Annotated in this window: 16 protein-coding genes and 1 pseudogene; 9 read left to right on the forward strand and 8 right to left on the reverse strand. The window is 58.2% G+C overall.

Going from position 1 to position 17,306, the window contains the following annotated elements:
• Nucleotides 1-89: 89 nt before the first annotated feature.
• A complete protein-coding gene (locus ACF0H7_RS00320; protein WP_397450872.1) occupies nucleotides 90-1,298 on the forward strand; it encodes an HDOD domain-containing protein in 1,209 nt (402 codons plus the stop codon).
• Between the two features lie 100 nt (nucleotides 1,299-1,398).
• On the opposite strand, the gene ACF0H7_RS00325 is transcribed toward ACF0H7_RS00320, so the two are convergent.
• Together ACF0H7_RS00325 and desA are read right to left on the reverse strand one after the other, a co-directional pair.
• Nucleotides 1,399-2,382: a GGDEF domain-containing protein gene (locus ACF0H7_RS00325; RefSeq protein WP_397450873.1), complete on the reverse strand. Its 984-nt coding sequence runs from the start codon at nucleotides 2,380-2,382 to the stop codon at nucleotides 1,399-1,401.
• A gap of 137 nt (nucleotides 2,383-2,519) precedes the next feature.
• Complete coding sequence (gene desA, locus ACF0H7_RS00330) at nucleotides 2,520-3,701, reverse strand: delta-9 fatty acid desaturase DesA (RefSeq protein ID WP_397450874.1); 1,182 nt, start codon at nucleotides 3,699-3,701, stop codon at nucleotides 2,520-2,522.
• Nucleotides 3,702-3,872: 171 nt separating this feature from the next.
• Here desA and dibA point away from each other — a divergent pair, with 171 nt between their 5' ends.
• The 6 genes from dibA (at nucleotide 3,873) to ACF0H7_RS00360 (ending at nucleotide 10,110) form a co-directional block, all read left to right on the forward strand.
• Nucleotides 3,873-5,765: a phosphodiesterase DibA gene (gene dibA, locus ACF0H7_RS00335; RefSeq protein WP_397450875.1), complete on the forward strand. Its 1,893-nt coding sequence runs from the start codon at nucleotides 3,873-3,875 to the stop codon at nucleotides 5,763-5,765.
• Nucleotides 5,766-6,046: 281 nt separating this feature from the next.
• Nucleotides 6,047-6,229 carry a sulfur starvation response protein OscA gene (oscA, locus tag ACF0H7_RS00340; protein ID WP_297842391.1) on the forward strand — a complete coding sequence of 61 codons (183 nt, stop codon included), beginning with the start codon at nucleotides 6,047-6,049 and terminating at the stop codon, nucleotides 6,227-6,229.
• An 84-nt stretch (nucleotides 6,230-6,313) separates the two neighbouring features.
• Nucleotides 6,314-7,321: a sulfate ABC transporter substrate-binding protein gene (locus ACF0H7_RS00345; RefSeq protein ID WP_397450876.1), complete on the forward strand. Its 1,008-nt coding sequence runs from the start codon at nucleotides 6,314-6,316 to the stop codon at nucleotides 7,319-7,321.
• 91 nt (nucleotides 7,322-7,412) lie between these two features.
• Nucleotides 7,413-8,231 carry a sulfate ABC transporter permease subunit CysT gene (gene cysT, locus ACF0H7_RS00350; RefSeq protein WP_397450877.1) on the forward strand — a complete coding sequence of 273 codons (819 nt, stop codon included), beginning with the start codon at nucleotides 7,413-7,415 and terminating at the stop codon, nucleotides 8,229-8,231.
• A gap of 13 nt (nucleotides 8,232-8,244) precedes the next feature.
• Complete coding sequence (cysW, locus tag ACF0H7_RS00355) at nucleotides 8,245-9,117, forward strand: sulfate ABC transporter permease subunit CysW (RefSeq protein ID WP_397450878.1); 873 nt, start codon at nucleotides 8,245-8,247, stop codon at nucleotides 9,115-9,117.
• Between the two features lie 3 nt (nucleotides 9,118-9,120).
• On the forward strand, nucleotides 9,121-10,110 hold the full coding sequence (locus ACF0H7_RS00360; protein ID WP_397450879.1) for a sulfate/molybdate ABC transporter ATP-binding protein: 990 nt from the start codon (nucleotides 9,121-9,123) through the stop codon (nucleotides 10,108-10,110).
• Nucleotides 10,111-10,224: 114 nt separating this feature from the next.
• Here the strand turns inward: ACF0H7_RS00360 and ACF0H7_RS00365 are convergent, their stop codons facing one another.
• Nucleotides 10,225-10,746, reverse strand: a complete 522-nt coding sequence (locus ACF0H7_RS00365; RefSeq protein WP_397450880.1) for a DUF962 domain-containing protein — start codon at nucleotides 10,744-10,746, stop codon at nucleotides 10,225-10,227.
• A gap of 90 nt (nucleotides 10,747-10,836) precedes the next feature.
• Between ACF0H7_RS00365 and ACF0H7_RS00370 the strand changes: the two genes are divergently transcribed.
• Nucleotides 10,837-11,520: a Crp/Fnr family transcriptional regulator gene (locus ACF0H7_RS00370; protein WP_397450881.1), complete on the forward strand. Its 684-nt coding sequence runs from the start codon at nucleotides 10,837-10,839 to the stop codon at nucleotides 11,518-11,520.
• 44 nt (nucleotides 11,521-11,564) lie between these two features.
• Here ACF0H7_RS00370 and ACF0H7_RS00375 read toward each other — a convergent pair.
• Nucleotides 11,565-12,956 (reverse strand): annotated as a pseudogene (locus ACF0H7_RS00375) (L-cystine transporter).
• Nucleotides 12,957-13,216: 260 nt separating this feature from the next.
• Here ACF0H7_RS00375 and ACF0H7_RS00380 point away from each other — a divergent pair.
• Nucleotides 13,217-14,266, forward strand: a complete 1,050-nt coding sequence (locus tag ACF0H7_RS00380; RefSeq protein WP_397453777.1) for a haloacid dehalogenase-like hydrolase — start codon at nucleotides 13,217-13,219, stop codon at nucleotides 14,264-14,266.
• Between the two features lie 119 nt (nucleotides 14,267-14,385).
• On the opposite strand, the gene ACF0H7_RS00385 is transcribed toward ACF0H7_RS00380, so the two are convergent.
• From ACF0H7_RS00385 to ACF0H7_RS00400, 4 genes are all read right to left on the reverse strand, one after another.
• Complete coding sequence (locus ACF0H7_RS00385) at nucleotides 14,386-15,123, reverse strand: amino acid ABC transporter ATP-binding protein (protein WP_397450882.1); 738 nt, start codon at nucleotides 15,121-15,123, stop codon at nucleotides 14,386-14,388.
• Nucleotides 15,110-15,757: an amino acid ABC transporter permease gene (locus tag ACF0H7_RS00390; protein ID WP_397450883.1), complete on the reverse strand. Its 648-nt coding sequence runs from the start codon at nucleotides 15,755-15,757 to the stop codon at nucleotides 15,110-15,112. Before ACF0H7_RS00390 ends, ACF0H7_RS00385 begins: the two co-directional genes overlap by 14 nt.
• Entirely contained in the window at nucleotides 15,757-16,422 is a 666-nt protein-coding gene (locus ACF0H7_RS00395) for an amino acid ABC transporter permease (RefSeq protein WP_397450884.1), read from the reverse strand. The genes ACF0H7_RS00390 and ACF0H7_RS00395 overlap by 1 nt, the downstream gene beginning before the upstream one ends.
• A gap of 63 nt (nucleotides 16,423-16,485) precedes the next feature.
• Nucleotides 16,486-17,271, reverse strand: coding sequence for a transporter substrate-binding domain-containing protein (locus ACF0H7_RS00400; RefSeq protein ID WP_397450885.1), 786 nt, complete (start codon nucleotides 17,269-17,271; stop codon nucleotides 16,486-16,488).
• Nucleotides 17,272-17,306: the final 35 nt, after the last annotated feature.

Raw genomic sequence — 17,306 nt, forward strand, 5'->3', positions numbered from 1 at the left:
TTTTGTTTTGGGCCAGGCATTTGCGCTTAAATCCGTGTCCTCGTTCAGCCATTAGCTAAGGTGCTAATACTGTCGTAGGAGAGTTCTGAATGACCGCTGTAGATTTACCCGCTGCTCCACGCGTGCTGATAGCCGAGGCTGATCCTTGGGTGCGTGACATGCTGACCGAATTAGTCCTCGAAGTGCGTTGCGATGCGGACCTCAAAGTGTGCGCGGACGGCCAGCAAGCCTGGGAGTGGTTGACCCATCACCGGCCCGATCTGGTGATCGCTGACTGGGAACTGCCTGGCACCGATGGCTTGAGTTTGTTGCGCGGGGTTCGCCAGCAACGGCGTCAGCCCGAGGTGGCGTTCATTTTAATGAGCAGTCGCAGTGATACCGCCAGTGTGCGTGAAGCAGTACCGCTGGCGCCGACCGCTTATTTGACCAAACCCTTGAACATGGATGGCCTGCGCCAGCGTCTGACAGACTTGCTGGTGAAGGGTGAGCCCGTGGCCTGCGATGCGCCGGTTCTGTCGGCAGGCTTGAGTCTTTCGCACTTTCTCGATAACCGCCGTGAGATTGCCGATGGCGCGCCGTTGTCGATGGACGTGAAACTGGCCGTGAAAATCAGCCAGCGCAAGGCCGGTCTGGATGTGGCGTTGCTGGAGCAGGCACTGCGCCTTGATCCGCATGTCACGGCGGTGTTGATCGCGGCGGCCAACAGCGCTGAACAGCACCAGGGCAAGGCTACGCAGACGCTGTCTCAGGCGTTGCAGGTGTTGGGATCGGTGCAGAGCGTCAATCTGCTCCTGAGCCTGACCGCGAAGCGTGGCGCCACGTTGACGGACGAGACATTGATCGCCAGGGCCCAGCAGTTTTGGGAACTGTCTCGAGGTACGGCGGAATATGCACGGGCGCTGGGGCGCTTGCTTGAACTGGATCAGGAGCGTTGTTTCTGCGCGGGCTTGCTGAGTCGTTTGGGCGATCTGTCGGTGCTGCGTTGCCTGCAGGATTGGCTGCTGGCGGGTGGCGAGCTGGATGAGGAGGCGATCGATGCAGCGCTGGACGAGTACGCGGCTGCCTTCGGCTCAGACTTGCGCAGGCGCTGGCGGATGCCGCTGGAATTACGTGAGTTGATTGCGGCGGTCTACCAGTTCAGTGGTGGGGTGCATTCGCGCGAGGCATTGGCGATGAATGTCGCGGCACAAATGGCGTTGCTGAGGCCGGAGGATGGTCTCGATGGGCTGGCCAACAGCAAGCCGGCGCGGTTGTTGAAGATTGGCACGTCGGAATTGGGCAGGTTGCGCAAGAAGTAAGCCGTCACCCCATTTTGTAGGAGCGGGCTTGCCCGCGATCTGCGGTTTAACTGACAAATCGCTGATCGCGGGCAAGCCCGCTCCTACAGGGACAGAGTCATCAAACCAACACAATCTGATTCTTGCCCTGGCGCTTGGCCTGGTACATCGCGGCATCGGCGCGGGCGTAGAGGGCTTCCAGGCCTTCGTCATCGTCGCGCAAGTTTGTCAGGCCCTGGCTAACGGTAATGCCGAAGGTCAGGTCACCGCTCTGGAAACTCAAGCGCTGAACCTCGCGTTGCAACCGCTCGGCAATCTGCCGCGCCATATCGGGGGCACAGCCGGGAAATACGGCGGCAAATTCTTCGCCACCGATTCGCCCGAATACGTCGCCTCGACGCAAGGCGGAGCGACCGCTGTCGGCGATACGCTGCAACACCTGATCGCCCTCCTGGTGGCCATAGGTGTCGTTAACACGCTTGAAGTCGTCGACGTCCAGCAGCAAGAAAGCCATCGGCAAGCCCTGTGCCCGGGACTGTTCGAACTCGTAGTGGGCGCATTCGAAGAAGTGGCGACGGTTGCTGCTTTGGGTGAGGACGTCAGTTGTGGCAAGCCGCTGAAGCTCACCCTCTAACTGCTTCTTTTCGGTGATGTCTTCGGCAATGCCCACCACGATCAAGCGCTGACCCGGCTCTCGGCGACTGACAAAGCACTTGTCGCTCAGCCAGCGAATCTTGCCGTCGGCGCGGATGATGCGGTATTCGCGGTCTTCGATCGAACCCTTCTCCAGCACTTCCGTCAGGCTGCGTTCGGCGTAGTCCAGATCGTCCGGGTAGATGCTGTCACGCCATTCGTTGTAGTCGGCGAGCAACAAGCCGGCGGAACGTCCGAAAATTCGCTCGTAGGCGGGGCTGACGTAGACCATTTGCTGGGTTTCCCAGTCGAACGCCCACAACACAGCGTTGACGCTGACCAGCAGAGAACTGAACAGCTGCTCGCGTTCGCTCAGCCGCGCGACTTCGGCCTGGGCGTGCATTAACGCGAGAAGGGTCTCCGCCGCTGCGGGAAGATCGGTGGGATGATTGAAGGGCGTCGGGTTGTCCATGGGCACTGCATCTCAAGAAGATGTGCGGCGCACAGCCACAACACTGCCCACCGGAATGGTGAGTGGGTGTTGTGATCGATTGTAAGGTATGAAGTTCAACTGGCGCGCTACCGGACGTAGCGCGCCGATCAACGGTGTCAGGCCGCAGGGCGCAGCGAGTAGGTTTTCAGCTGGTCAGCGAAATCACGCAGCGACTGGATCCCGCTGGCTTCGGCTTCGTGGACCCAGTCTTTGATCGCCGCCAGCATGTCGTGGCCGTTGCTGCTGGTCTTGAGCCAGATCTGCTGGAGGGCCAGGCGCTTCTCGTAAATCACTTTCAGCGCCTGGCTGTGTTCCAGCATGGTCTGAATGTGCAGGTGATGGTGGTCGTTCAGCAGGCTGGTTTCCCGCGACAGCAGGCGTTTGGCCCGATGGAACTGGTGGCGGACCGAGGCGTCGGCCTTGGCCAGCTCTTGCGCTACCAACGGCCCGATCACCAGCTTGCGGTATTGCGCCATGATCTGGAAGCGGTTGTTGAGGATCGCCATCGCGGTATCCATGTCCAGCGAACCCTTGCCTTCGACCCGGTGAGCAATCGGCGCAATGCGCTGAACCTTGGCCAGACCCAGCCAGGTGAACAACTTGATCCAGGCCCAGCCCATGTCGAATTCCCATTTCTTGACCGACATCTTGGCCGAGTTGGGGTAGGTGTGATGGTTGTTGTGCAGCTCTTCGCCGCCGATCAGGATGCCCCACGGCACCAGATTGGTGGCTGCGTCGCGGCATTCGAAGTTGCGATAGCCGACCGCATGCCCCAGACCATTGATCACGCCGGCGGCCCAGACCGGAATCCACATCATCTGGATCGCCCAGACGGTGATGCCGATAATGCCGAACAGCGCCAGGTCGATAACGCCCATGATCGCCACACCGAGCAACGGAAAGCGGCTGTACAGGTTGCGTTCGATCCAGTCGTCGGGGCAGTTTTTGCCGTAGATGCGCAGGGTTTCCGGGTTTTCCGCTTCGGCGCGGTACAGCTCGGCACCTTTGCGCAGCACGGTCGACAGGCCCTTAATCACCGGGCTGTGCGGATCATCGACGGTTTCGCACTTGGCGTGGTGCTTGCGGTGGATAGCGGTCCACTCGCGGGTGTTCTGTGCGGTGGTCAGCCACAGCCAGAAACGGAAGAAGTGCTTGAGCCCGGCATTAAGCTCTAGTGCGCGGTGCGCTGAATAACGATGCAAGTAAACCGTGACCCCGACAATGGTCACGTGGGTTATCAATAAAGTGACTGCCACCAGTTGCCAGACTGATAGGTCAAGTAGCCCGTTGTTCCACATAGACTGTGTAGTCCTCGAAAAAGATGCTCGGCAAATACTGCCCACTCGAGAAAAAAAGCGGCAACGCGCATTATCACTAAGCCACGAGATAAAACCAGTCGCGCTTTTAGATAAAAGTAGCTGAATGTTTCTGCTTATAATCCGCGCCTTTCGTAAGGACATTCTTTTTTTATGTCGATTTCTACTCGTGAAGCGTTGCGCTCGGCCCTTCTGTACGCCTTGCTCTCGGTTTTGTGGCTCGAATTCAATCAGCTTTTGCTGCCGCGCCTGCTCGATGACTCGGGCCTGCTGAATCAATGGCAACTGATCAATGGTTACCTGTGGCTGACTTTCAGCGCCGCTCTGATCTTCCTTTCCCGTACCCGATTTCGCCCGCAAAAAGAGGATCAGGAGCGTTTGCGTCAGGCGGCCCTGGTTTTCGACAGCACGCGCGAAGGTGTACTGGTGACTGACCACCAGGGGGCGATCGTTCATGTAAACCGGGCGTTCATGGAAATCACCGGCTACCAGCAAGAGGAAGTGCTGGGCTTGAACCCGAGCAAGTTCAAATCCGGTCGCCACGGGCCGGGGTTTTATCAGGCGATGTTCCAGTCGCTGCAAAACAGCGGGCAATGGAGCGGAGAAATCTGGAACCGGCGCAAAAGCGGGGAAATATATCCGCAATGGCAATGCATCCGCAGCCTCAAGGATGACTTGGGGGCTGTCAGTCATTATGTGGCAGTGTTCTCCGACATCACCGCGATCAAGCGCTCAGAAACCGAATTGGTCCTGCTGGCGCACTACGATCCGTTGACCGGTCTGTCTAATCGACTGCTGTTTACCGAGCGCGTCAGCCAGGGGTTGACCTACGGCCAAACCCACAAGCGCGGCTGTGCGTTATTACTGATCGATCTGGATCACTTCAAGAACATCAACGACAGCCTCGGGCATAACGTTGGTGATCAGTTGCTGAAAAGCATCGCCGGACGCCTGGAAACCTTGATCGACAATGGCATGACCCTGGCGCGTCTTGGTGGTGATGAGTTTGCCGTGTTGGCCGAGGGCTGCCAGCAAGTGGGGCAGGCGGCGGCGTTGGCACAGCGGTTAATCGATGGCCTGAAAGAGCCCTTTGTACTCGACGATCACCCATTGTTCATCAGCGCCAGCGTTGGTATCAGCCTGTTCCCTAATGACGCGGTGAATGCCGAGCAACTGTTGCGCAACGCTGATTCGGCGCTGTTCAAGGCCAAAAGCAATGGTCGCGAAGGTTATGCGCTGTACACCGAAGAGCTCACGTCCCACGCTCAGCTGCGGGTCGAACTGGACAGCGAATTGCGCCGCGCCATCGAATCCGAAGAACTGCGGGTGTTTTATCAGCCGGTGCATGACCTCTACAGCGGTCGCATGCTGGGCGTCGAAGCCTTGGTACGTTGGCAACATCCGCAGCGCGGGCTGGTATCGCCGGGCGAGTTCATTCCGATTGCTGAGCAGAGTGGATTGATTGCTGACCTCGATGCCTGGGTGTTGAAGCACGCATGCCAGCAAATGTGCCAGTGGCAGGCGGCGGGTCTGGACCTGGATTTTATCGCGGTGAATGTTTCCAGCCGGCTGTTCAGCCGTGGCGATCTGCCTCAGCAAGTGGCGCAGGTGTTACGCGAAACCGGCCTCGATCCGAAGCATCTGGAATTGGAAGTGACCGAAAGCGCAGTGATGGAAGACCCGGAAATGGCTATCGAGCAACTGCATCACCTGCGCGAACTGGGTTTGCGCCTGGCTATCGACGATTTTGGCACAGGCTATTCGTCACTGTTGCGGCTCAAGCGCATGCCGGTGCAAAAGCTGAAAATCGACCAGGGTTTTGTCGCTGGTTTACCGCACGACGAAGATGACGTCGCCATCGTGCGGGTGATCATCGCGCTGGGGCAGGCGTTGGGCATGCGCGTACTGGCGGAAGGGATCGAACGCAGCGATCAGGCCAGCTTTCTCCTCGAAAACCACTGTCAGCTGGGGCAAGGCTATTTATTCGGTCGCCCGCAGCCTGCCGAGCAGCTCTCCATTCAGCCGAAGCAGACGCGGTCTGTGTAGGAGCTGGCTTGCCTGCGATCGGCCGCGCAGCGGTCGCAAGTCCGGGTTGTCGGTTTTGCCTGACACACCGTGCGGACTGATTTTGCTGCCGCTTCGCGACAGATCGCAGGTAAGCCAGCTCCTACAGACCTTTGCAAAAACTCGTTCAAATTCACTTTAGTTATATCTGCATGACTAAACAGTATTTTTAAGAATAACTGTCTCTCTCTATGATCGCTCAACGCCACAAGCAGTTACCCCGAATCCGTGACTGCAGGCACCTCTTTCCAAGGAGCGACATCATGAGCGCATCTCTGCGTAGCGTTGACGGCCAGGACGAAGCAAGCATTCTGCGCGAAATCCAGAGTGCCCTACGTGACCTGCGTTTCGGAGCGGTAGAAATCACTGTGCACAACGCACAAGTGGTGCAGATCGAACGTAAAGAAAAATTCCGCCTGCAAACGCCGAGCACCAAACCAAGCTGAACCCCCGACCAGGTGAACGCGGCGACTGCTGACCCAACACATTAAAAAAACAGCACACACAGAATTGTCCAGGAGCTTCACCCCATGTCTATTCGCCGTTTTGCCTTGGCCGCACTCGCCACTGCCGTATTCGCGGGTCCAGCCGTCGCCAAGGATATCGAGCTGCTCAACGTGTCCTACGACCCGACGCGCGAGCTGTATCAGGATTACAACGCCGAATTCATCAGCTTCTGGAAGAAGACCCACGCTGACGACAACGTCAAAATCCAGCAGTCCCACGGTGGTTCGGGCAAACAAGGTCGCGCGGTGATCGATGGTCTGCGCGCCGACGTAGTGACCCTGGCCCTGGCCGGTGATATCGACGAAATCGCCAAACTGGGCAAAACCCTGCCGGAGAACTGGCAGACCCGTCTGCCGGACGCCAGCACGCCGTACACCTCGACCATCGTGTTCCTGGTGCGCAAGGGCAACCCGAAAGGCATCAAGGACTGGGGCGATCTGATCAAGGACGGCGTTTCAGTGATCACGCCTAACCCGAAAACCTCGGGCGGTGCCCGCTGGAACTTCCTCGCCGCCTGGGCCTATGGCTTGAAAGCCGGCGGCAGCGAAGCCAAGGCGCAGGAATACGTTCAGACCTTGTTCAAGCACGTACCGATTCTGGACACCGGTGCTCGCGGCTCGACCATCACCTTCGTCAACAACGGTCAGGGTGACGTGTTGCTGGCGTGGGAAAACGAAGCTTATCTGGCGCTGAAAGAAGACGGCGGCAAAGACAAGTTCGACATCGTCGTACCGTCGCTGTCGATTCTGGCCGAGCCACCGGTGGCCGTTGTCGACAAGAACGCCGAGAAAAAGGGCAACAGCGAAATCGCCAAAGCCTACCTCGAACACCTGTACAGCAAGGAAGGCCAGGAAATCGTGGCGAAGAACTTCTACCGTCCGCGTGACGAGAAGGTCGCCGCTGAATACGCCAAGCAGTTCCCGAAACTGGAGCTGGTGACCATCGACAAAGACTTCGGCGGCTGGAAAACTGCGCAGCCGAAATTCTTCAACGACGGTGGCGTGTTCGATCAGATTTATCAGGCGCAATAACCGTTTTGGGCGATGGGCTTTCGGGCCTGTCGCCCTGTTTTGGATTGACCCGGATTTGCTTCCGGGTTTTGTGTGTTAGCCAAGGACTTATATGTCGCGACGCATCTCCCCCGTCATACCCGGCTTCGGGCTGACGCTGGGCTACACCGTGGTGTACCTCAGCTTGATTGTGTTGATTCCGCTGTCGGCGATGTTCGTACATGCCGCGCAGCTGACCTGGGATCAATTCTGGGCCATCATCAGCTCGCCGCGAGTGGTATCCGCGTTGAAGCTGAGTTTTGGTTCCGCGTTCTACGCCGCCATCATCAACGGCGTGATCGGCACACTGCTGGCCTGGGTGCTGGTGCGCTACACCTTCCCCGGACGCAAGATCATCGACGCGATGATCGACCTGCCGTTTGCCCTGCCGACCGCTGTCGCCGGTATCGCCCTGACTGCGCTGTACACGCCGACTGGGCTGGTCGGACAATTCGCCGCCGACTTCGGCATCAAAATCGCCTACACCTCGTTCGGTATCACCCTGGCCCTGACCTTCGTCACGCTGCCCTTCGTGGTGCGGACTGTGCAGCCGGTATTGGCTGACATCCCCCGTGAAGTCGAAGAAGCTGCAGCCTGCCTCGGTGCCAAGCCCTTACAAGTGTTTCGCTACATTCTGGTTCCAGCATTGCTGCCCGCCTGGTTGACCGGTTTCGCCCTGGCGTTTGCCCGCGGGGTCGGTGAATACGGCTCGGTAATCTTCATTGCCGGCAACATGCCGATGAAGACCGAAATCCTGCCGCTGCTGATCATGGTCAAGCTCGACCAGTACGACTACACCGGCGCCACCGCCATCGGCGTGATGATGTTGGTGGTTTCTTTCATTCTGCTGCTGCTGATCAACTTGCTGCAGCGTCGCATCGAAACCCCATAAGGAGGCGCACCGCATGTCCAATTCAACGCTTATCGCCGCCTCCGCCGCCAACTCTGCCCGCCGTGGCAGCGCCGTTTCGCGCAGAGTGTTCATCGGCCTTGGCTGGCTGGTGTTTATTCTGTTCCTGGCGCTGCCGTTGTTTATCGTAGTGTCGCAGGGTCTGAAAAACGGTTTGGGTGCCTTCTTCACCGCGATCTTCGAGCCCGACGCTTTGTCGGCGCTGAAGCTGACGGTGATCGCGGTATTGATTTCGGTGCCGCTCAACGTGGTATTTGGCGTCAGCGCCGCCTGGTGCGTGAGCAAATACTCGTTCCGCGGCAAAAGTATTCTGGTAACGCTGATCGACCTGCCGTTCTCGGTCTCGCCGGTAATCGCCGGTCTGGTCTACGTGCTGATGTTCGGCGCTCAGGGCTTTTTCGGGCCGTGGTTGCAGGATCACGACATTCAGATCGTCTTCGCCTTGCCGGGCATCGTGCTGGCGACCATCTTCGTCACCGTGCCCTTCGTCGCCCGTGAGCTGATCCCGCTGATGCAGGAACAAGGCACGCAGGAAGAAGAGGCCGCGCGGCTGCTGGGCGCCAATGGCTGGCAAATGTTTTGGCATGTGACTGTGCCAAACATCAAGTGGGGGCTGATCTACGGCGTGGTGTTGTGTACCGCGCGGGCCATGGGTGAGTTCGGCGCGGTGTCGGTGGTTTCCGGGCACATTCGCGGGGTGACCAACACCTTGCCGCTGCATGTCGAGATTCTCTACAACGAATATAACCACGTCGCAGCGTTCGCCGTGGCGAGCCTGTTGCTGATCCTGGCGCTGTTCATCCTGCTGCTCAAGCAGTGGAGCGAGTCGCGCATTACCCGTCTGCGCCAAAGTGCGGCGGAGGAATAATTCATGTCGATCGAAGTCCGTAACGTCAGCAAAAACTTCAACGCCTTCAAGGCTCTGAATTCCATCAATCTGAACATTCAGAGTGGCGAACTCGTTGCCTTGCTCGGCCCGTCAGGCTGTGGCAAAACCACCTTGCTGCGGATCATTGCCGGCCTGGAGACGCCGGATCAGGGCAGTATCGTGTTCCACGGTGAAGACGTCTCCGAACACGACGTGCGTGATCGTAACGTCGGCTTTGTGTTCCAGCACTACGCTTTGTTTCGCCACATGACGGTGTTCGACAACGTCGCCTTCGGCCTGCGCATGAAGCCGAAAAAACAGCGCCCGAACGAAAGCCAGATTGCGGTCAAAGTCCATGAACTGTTGAACATGGTGCAGCTCGATTGGCTGTCTGATCGCTATCCGGAGCAACTCTCCGGTGGCCAACGCCAACGTATCGCCCTGGCCCGCGCGCTGGCGGTCGAGCCGAAAGTGTTGCTGCTCGACGAACCCTTCGGCGCGCTGGATGCCAAGGTCCGTAAAGAACTGCGCCGTTGGTTGGCGCGTCTGCACGAAGATATCAACCTGACGTCGGTATTCGTGACCCACGACCAGGAAGAAGCCATGGAAGTGGCCGACCGTATCGTGGTGATGAACAAGGGCGTGATCGAGCAGATTGGCTCACCGGGCGACGTCTACGAAAACCCGGCCAGCGATTTTGTGTACCACTTCCTCGGTGACTCTAACCGCCTGCACTTGGGCGAAGACAACCACGTGCTGTTCCGGCCGCACGAAGTGTCGTTGTCCAGGCATGAGCTGGACGATCACCACGCAGCCGAAGTCCGCGATATCCGTCCATTGGGTGCGACCACGCGTGTGACGCTGAAAGTCGAAGGGCAGAGCGAGTTGATCGAAGCTGAAGTGGTAAAAGACCACGACAGCCTGATCGGTTTGGCGCGGGGCGAGACGTTGTTCTTCAAACCGAAGGTTTGGCAGAAGCTGGCCGGTATTTAAATACCCTGTAGGAGCTGCCGTAGGCTGCGATCGGCCGGAAACCGGTCGTAGATTTTACATCCAGAAGGTCGTTCCGACCTTATCGCAGCCTTCGTCAGCTCCTACAAATAATCATCAGATGGCTTTACGTTCCCGCCGCCCGGTCGGCCCGACACGATTCTCAATGTCGTGCTGCAACGCCTTGCGCATCCCCAGCAAGAACGCCACTTCCGCCACCACGAACAGTGGCCCGACGATGAGTCCTGTAAGGTCATCGACGAACGCGGGCTTACGCCCTTCGTAATGATGGCCGACAAACTGAATCGCCCAGCCCACCACAAACAAACCGAGGCCAGCACTCAACCAGACCATGGTCGATTGCACCGCCAGCGCTTGCCCCGCCCACAGGCACAGGCCCAATAACACCGTCATCAGCACGCCAAACGCCAGGTCCAGCTTGAAGTAAAAACGCAGCGAGGCCAGCGTCAGCAGGGTTGCGGGCGAGAGCCAAAGACCCGTAATGGCAACACCCGGACGCGAAAGCAGCACCGCAACCGCCACCACAATCAGCGGAATACCGATAAAGTGGCTGGCGATATTGCGCGTGTCACGGTGGTAGGCCGCGTATTGACTGAGATGATCAACGAGGTTTTTCATTGTTATTCCTCCTGTGGAGTAACGATCATGCCTCGAAATGTGAAAAAGCTTTGTCAGCTAGCCGACAAAGTCTGGAATTAAGGAGCCCACATGAATGGAGATGCATGGCGAAACCGGCTGCTGAGCGGGCAGTGGTTCAGCAGCCTGCCTGCTGCTTTGCAGGATAGCTTGATCGACTCGGCCAGAGTGAAACGCCTGCTCCCCGGCAAGGCACTTTTCCGTCGCGGCGACCCGCCTTGCGGGCTGTATGCGGTGCTCGAAGGCGCAATACGCATCGGCGCGGTCAGTGACGAGGGCAAGCAAACGCTGCTGTCGAGGATTCAATTGCCGTATTGGTTTGGCGAGGTCTCGCTGTTCGACGGATTGCCGCGAACCCACGACGCGTTTGCCGAAGGCCACACCATTCTGTTGCAGGTGTCGCAGCCCAAACTGGAAGCGCTGCTGGAAAAGGAACCGCAGTATTGGCGCTACTTTGCGCTGCTGATGAGCCAGAAGCTGCGCCTGACGTTCGTCCATCTGGAGCAACAAAGCCTGCTGTCGGCGCCCGCCCGCGTGGCGTGCCGATTGCTATTGATTGCCGAGGGTTATGGCGAAATCAATCACTCGCGGCAGGTGATCGAACTGTCCCAGGAGCAACTGGCGCTGATGCTGTCGATGTCTCGGCAGACCACCAACAAAATCCTCAAGGACCTGGAATCGCAGGGCGTGCTGGAGATCAGTTATGGTGAAATTCGCATTCTTGATCTGGATAAATTGCGCGCTGCGGCAAGCTGACTGAAAAACGCGGAGGCGCTGTTGCTGGCGCCTCCGCAGGCCCTTCAACCCTGAGCCAATTCCTTATGTTCGTCAGTATCCAGCAGGCGCTTGTCGGTCTGCTGCATCAACTGACTGGTAATGGTCCCGGCAGTCATCGAGCCGTTTACGTTCAGCGCCGTGCGCCCCATGTCGATCAGTGGCTCGACCGAGATCAACAACGCCACCAGCGTCACCGGCAAGCCCATCGCCGGAAGCACGATCAACGCCGCGAAGGTTGCGCCGCCACCCACGCCGGCCACGCCCGCCGAACTCAAGGTCACAATCGCCACCAGCGTCGCGATCCAAACTGGATCAAGCGGGTTGATACCCACGGTAGGCGCAACCATCACCGCCAGCATCGCGGGGTAAAGCCCGGCGCAGCCGTTCTGGCCAATGGTCGCGCCAAACGAAGCGGCGAAGCTGGCGATGGATTGTGGAACGCCCAGACGGCGGGTTTGCGCTTCGATGCTCAGCGGAATGCTGGCCGCACTGGAGCGGCTGGTGAAGGCGAAGGTCAGCACCGGCCAGACCTTGCGGAAATAGCGCAGCGGGTTGATCCCGGCCAGCGACAGCAGCAGACCGTGCACCGCGAACATCAACGTCAGGCCGATGTAGGACACCACGACAAAGCTGCCCAGCTTGATGATGTCCTGCAGATTGGAACCGGCCACGACTTTGGTCATCAGCGCCAGCACGCCATACGGGGTCAACTTCATCACTACCCGCACCAGGCGCATTACTCAGGCTTGCAGAATGTCGATGGCGGCGATCACACGGTTGCCTTTCTCTACATCATCCTTGAGCAGTTGCAAGGCCGCGACGCCGAGGAACGCGGCGAAAATCACCACGCTGATGATCGAGGTCGGCTTGGCTTTGGCCAGGTCGGCGAAAGGGTTCTGCGGGATAAACGACAGCAGCAACTGCGGGATATTCAGGTCGGCGACCTTGCCTGCGTAGTCACTTTGAATTGTTTGCAGGCGTGCGGCCTCCTTGGTGCCGGCCACCAGCCCTTCGGCGGTGAGGCCAAACAGGTTGGTCAGCAGAATACCGATCAGCGCCGCAATCGCGGTGGTGAACAGCAATGTGCCAATGGTCAGGAAGCTGATCTTGCCCAGCGACGATGCGTTATGCAGGCGCGCAACGGCACTGAGGATCGAGGCGAATACGAGAGGGATGACGATCATCTGCAACAACTGCACGTAACCATTGCCCACCAGGTCTACCCAACCGATGGTGGTTTTCAGGCTTTGATTGTCGTCGCCGTAAATCCCGTGCAGCGCAGCACCAAACACCACGCCCAGCCCAAGGCCGAACAGCACTTTTTTCGCCAGGCTCCAGGAGGTGTGGCGGGTTTGTGCCAGCGCGAACAACAAGGCGGCGAACACCAGCAGATTTAAAATCAGCGGCAAATTCATTGAGGCTCCTGATTTGAGTTGTGCCAATCGCATTCAATGGCGATTGCTAACCGCCAAGCCTAACACCCTGAAAAGCAAACAATTAATACGGATATGGAATGGTTAGTGTCGTTTTTGGAATAAGGCGTTGTCGTAAATCTGCAATTGGAGTGACGTATTCAGCAAGTAGGCGGTCGTTGAGGTGACTGAAGTGTCATCAAATTTTGCTAGGGTCAATGGTCAAACTAGGAGGGGACGCCGTTATGAAAATCGCGCCAAAGATGTTTGCCGCCGTACTGACGTTGGGCTTGGGTATAGGACTTGCCAATCTGACTTTCGCCACTGAGTTGACCCACTGGCCTGCCGCCCAGGCCAAACAGCTCAATGCCATGATCGAAGCCAACGCCAACAAGGGTAACTTCGCCGTGTTCGACATGGACAACACCAGCTATCGCTACGACGTGGAAGAGTCGTTGTTGCCGTACATGGAAAACAAGGGCCTTATCACCCGCGAAAAGCTCGATCCTTCCCTCAAGCTGATCCCCTTCAAGGACACCGCTGACCACAAGGAAAGCCTGTTCAGTTATTACTACCGCTTGTGTGAAGTCGACGACATGGTGTGTTACCCATGGGTCGCCCAAGTGTTCTCCGGTTTCACCCTGCAAGAACTCAAAGGCTACGTCGACGAGATGATGGCCTCCGGCAAGCCGGTACCCAGCACCTATTACGATGGTGATGTGGTCAAAACCATCAACGTCGAGCCGCCCAAGGTCTTTACTGGCCAAGTGGAGCTGTACAACAAGCTGATGGAAAACGGCATCGAGGTTTACGTGATGACCGCCGCCTCCGAGGAACTGGTGCGCATGATCGCGGCGGATCCGAAGTACGGCTACAACGTCAAACCACAGAACGTTATTGGTGTCAGCACGCTACTCAAAGATCGCAAGACCGGCGAGCTGACCACCGCGCGCAAACAAATCAGCGCCGGCAAGTATGACGAGAAAGCCAACCTCAGCCTCGAACTGACGCCGTACTTGTGGACGCCAGCGACCTGGATGGCGGGTAAACAAGCGGCAATCCTGACCTACATCGACCAGTGGAAGAAGCCAGTATTGGTCGGCGGCGACACCCCGAGCAGTGATGGCTACATGCTGTTCCACAGCGTTGACGTGGCCAAAGGCGGCGTGCACCTGTGGGTCAATCGCAAAGACAAATACATGACCCAACTCAACGGCATGATGAAAAGCAATGCCGAGGCTCAGGCCAAAGAAGGTTTGCCGGTTACGGCGGACAAGAACTGGGTGATCGTCAAGCCTGACGAAATTTTGTAAAACGACATTCCTGTAGGAGCGGGCTTGTCAGATCGCCGCACCGCCGCGATAGCGATATGTCTGTCACGCCGCGTCAGGCGGATCGCAGGCAAGCCAGCCCCTACAGGTCACGGACCTTGTCAGGCGCCGTGTTCTACGGAGCCAATAAAATTCGCCAATTCCGGTGTTTGCGGGTTGGCGAAGAGGATCTTCGGATCGCCGGTTTCGTGCACCTTGCCCTGGTGCATGAACACCAGTTTGTCGCCGACTTCACGGGCAAAGCGCATTTCGTGAGTCACCATAATCAGGGTCATCCCTTCCTCTGCCAGTTTGCGCACGACGCTGAGCACTTCGTTGACCAACTCAGGGTCAAGTGCCGAGGTGATCTCGTCGCACAGCAGCACCTTGGGAGACATCGCCAACGCCCGGGCAATCGCCACACGCTGTTGCTGACCGCCAGACAAACGATCCGGAAAAGCATCGAATTTTTCCGCCAGCCCGACGCGCTCGAGCATCTGTCGCGCCATCTCCGCCGCCTTGGCGCGAGGCATTTTTTGCACCACCTGCGGTGCGAGCATGACGTTCTCACCCACGCTCAAGTGCGGGAACAGATTGAACTGTTGAAACACCATGCCAACCTTTTGCCGCAGGCTGCGTAAGTCAGCGCGCGCTGCGTCGAGGTATTCACCGTCGACCTCAATCACGCCGTCGTTGATCGATTCCAGCCCATTGAGGGTACGCAGCAGGGTGCTTTTGCCCGAGCCGCTACGGCCGATGATCGCCACCACCTGGCCTTCTTCAACGGTCAGGTCGATGCCTTTAAGCACGTGATGGTCGCCGTAGTATTTATGCAAGGCGGAAATTCTAAGCAGAGGCATGCAGTCTCCTTTCCAGGTAGCGGGCACTGAGCGACAAGGGGTAGCAGAGCAAAAAATAACCAAGGGCGACGAAGCCGTAAACCATGAAGGGTTCGAAGGTCGCGTTGGCGAGCATGCCGCCGGTTTTGGTCAGTTCGGTAAAACCAATGATCGAGGTGACGGCGGTGCCTTTGACCACCTGCACCGAGAAGCCCACCGTCGGCGCAACAGCGATGCGCAAGGCTTGCGGCAGGATCACATAGCGCAACTGTTCAAACGGCGACAGCGCGAGGCTGGCGGACGCTTCCCATTGGCCGTTGGCAATGGACTCGACGCAGCCGCGCCAGATCTCCGCCAGGTACGCACTGGTAAACAAGGTCAAGGCCAGCGCGGCGGCCAGCCACGGCGAAATGTCGATGCCCAGCAATGCGACGCCGAAAAAAATCAGGAACAGTTGCATCAACAGGGGCGTGCCTTGAAACAGCTCGATGTGCACCCGGGCAATAAAGCGCGGCGCTCCCTTTTTGGAAATGCGCAGGGTCATCACCAGCAGGCCAATGAGGCCACCGCCAATGAACGCCACCAGCGACAGCGCCAAGGTCCATTGCAGGCCGGTCAGCAAGTTGCGCACGACGTCCCAGAGGGAGAACTCCATCAGCTATTCCTCGAGATGTAGCGGCGTCCGATCCACGCCAGCAACTGGCGGATCAGCAGCGCCATGCACAGGTAGATCAGCGTGGTGACGATGTACGTTTCGAAGGCGCGAAAGTTGCGCGACTGAATGAAGTTGGCGGCGAAGCTCAGCTCTTCGGTGGAGATCTGCGAGCACACCGCCGAGCCGAGCATGACGATGATGATTTGGCTGCTCAGTGCTGGCCAGACCTTGCCCAGCGCGGGAATCAGCACAACATGGCGGAACGCCTCCAGACGCGTCATAGCCAGGGCGGCAGCGGCTTCCAGCTGTCCGCGAGGTATGGCTTGAATCCCGGCGCGGATGATTTCGGTCGAATAGGCGCCGAGGTTGACCACCATGGCCAGCACGGCGGCCTGCCACTCGGTGATCTTGATCCCTAGCGACGGCAAGCCGAAGAAGATAAAAAACAACTGCACCAGAAACGGCGTGTTGCGGATCAGCTCGACGTAGATGCTGAACATCACCGAAAACGGACGAATGTTCCACGCCCTGACCGCTGCGCCGACAATCCCCAGGCTAACGCCGAGCAGGGTGCCGATGGCGGTCAATTCGAGGGTGAACAAGGCGCCCTTCAACAGCAGATTGGCGTTTTGCAGGACAGGTACAAAGTCAAAGTGATACGCCATGTCAGGCCCTCGGGTCAGAAATAAGCACGTGGCTGATCTCGTGACTCATTGCGCAAAAAATAGTCAGAAACCTGCCGGCAGCGGTTGTTTGAGCCAGGTCTGGGAGTTCTTTTCCAGTGCGCCATCGGTGCGTGCGGCGTTGAGGATTTCGTTGACCTTGGCCAGCAGTTCCGGCTCGTTCTTGTTCACACCGATGTAAACCGGCGAGTCCTTGAGTTTCACTTTCAGCGCCGGGATGCGCTTCGGGTTGCGTTCGCTGATCACCGACATCACCACGTTGCCGCTAGCGATCAGGTCCACCTGGCCAGCAAGGTAGGCGGCGATGGTCGAGTTGTTGTCTTCAAAGCGCTTGATGGTCACGCCTTCTGGCGCTGCGTTGGTCAGCTCGATGTCCTCGATGGCGCCACGGGTGACGCTGACTGTCTTGCCGACCAAGTCATTCAGGCTGCTGATTGGTGCGTCAGGCGGACCAAACACGGCGAGGTAGAAGGGCGCATAGGCACGGGAAAAGTCGATGACTTTTTCCCGGTCGAGCGTCTTGCCGAGGCTGGAAATCACCAGATCCACCTTGCCGGTGGTCAGAAAGGGCACGCGGTTGGTGCTGTTGACCGGGGTCAGTTCCAGCTTCACTTTCAGTTGGTCTGCCAGCAATTGCGCGGTGTCGATGTCCAGGCCGCGGGGTTTCATGTCCGGGCCGATCGAGCCGAAAGGCGGGAAATCCTGAGGCACAGCGACTTTCAAGGTGCCACGGGTCATCACGTCGTTCAGATCGTTTGCCTGGGCAGCCGCCTGGCTAAGCATCAGGCTGGCAAACAGGGCGGTGAGCAGGGCGCTGGAACGCTTGGTCATAGGAAGTCTCCGAATCGTACGAAAGGCATTTCTTA

This window comes from Pseudomonas sp. NA-150 (assembly GCF_044336365.1).
In the GTDB taxonomy this organism is placed as follows: Bacteria; Pseudomonadota; Gammaproteobacteria; order Pseudomonadales; family Pseudomonadaceae; genus Aquipseudomonas.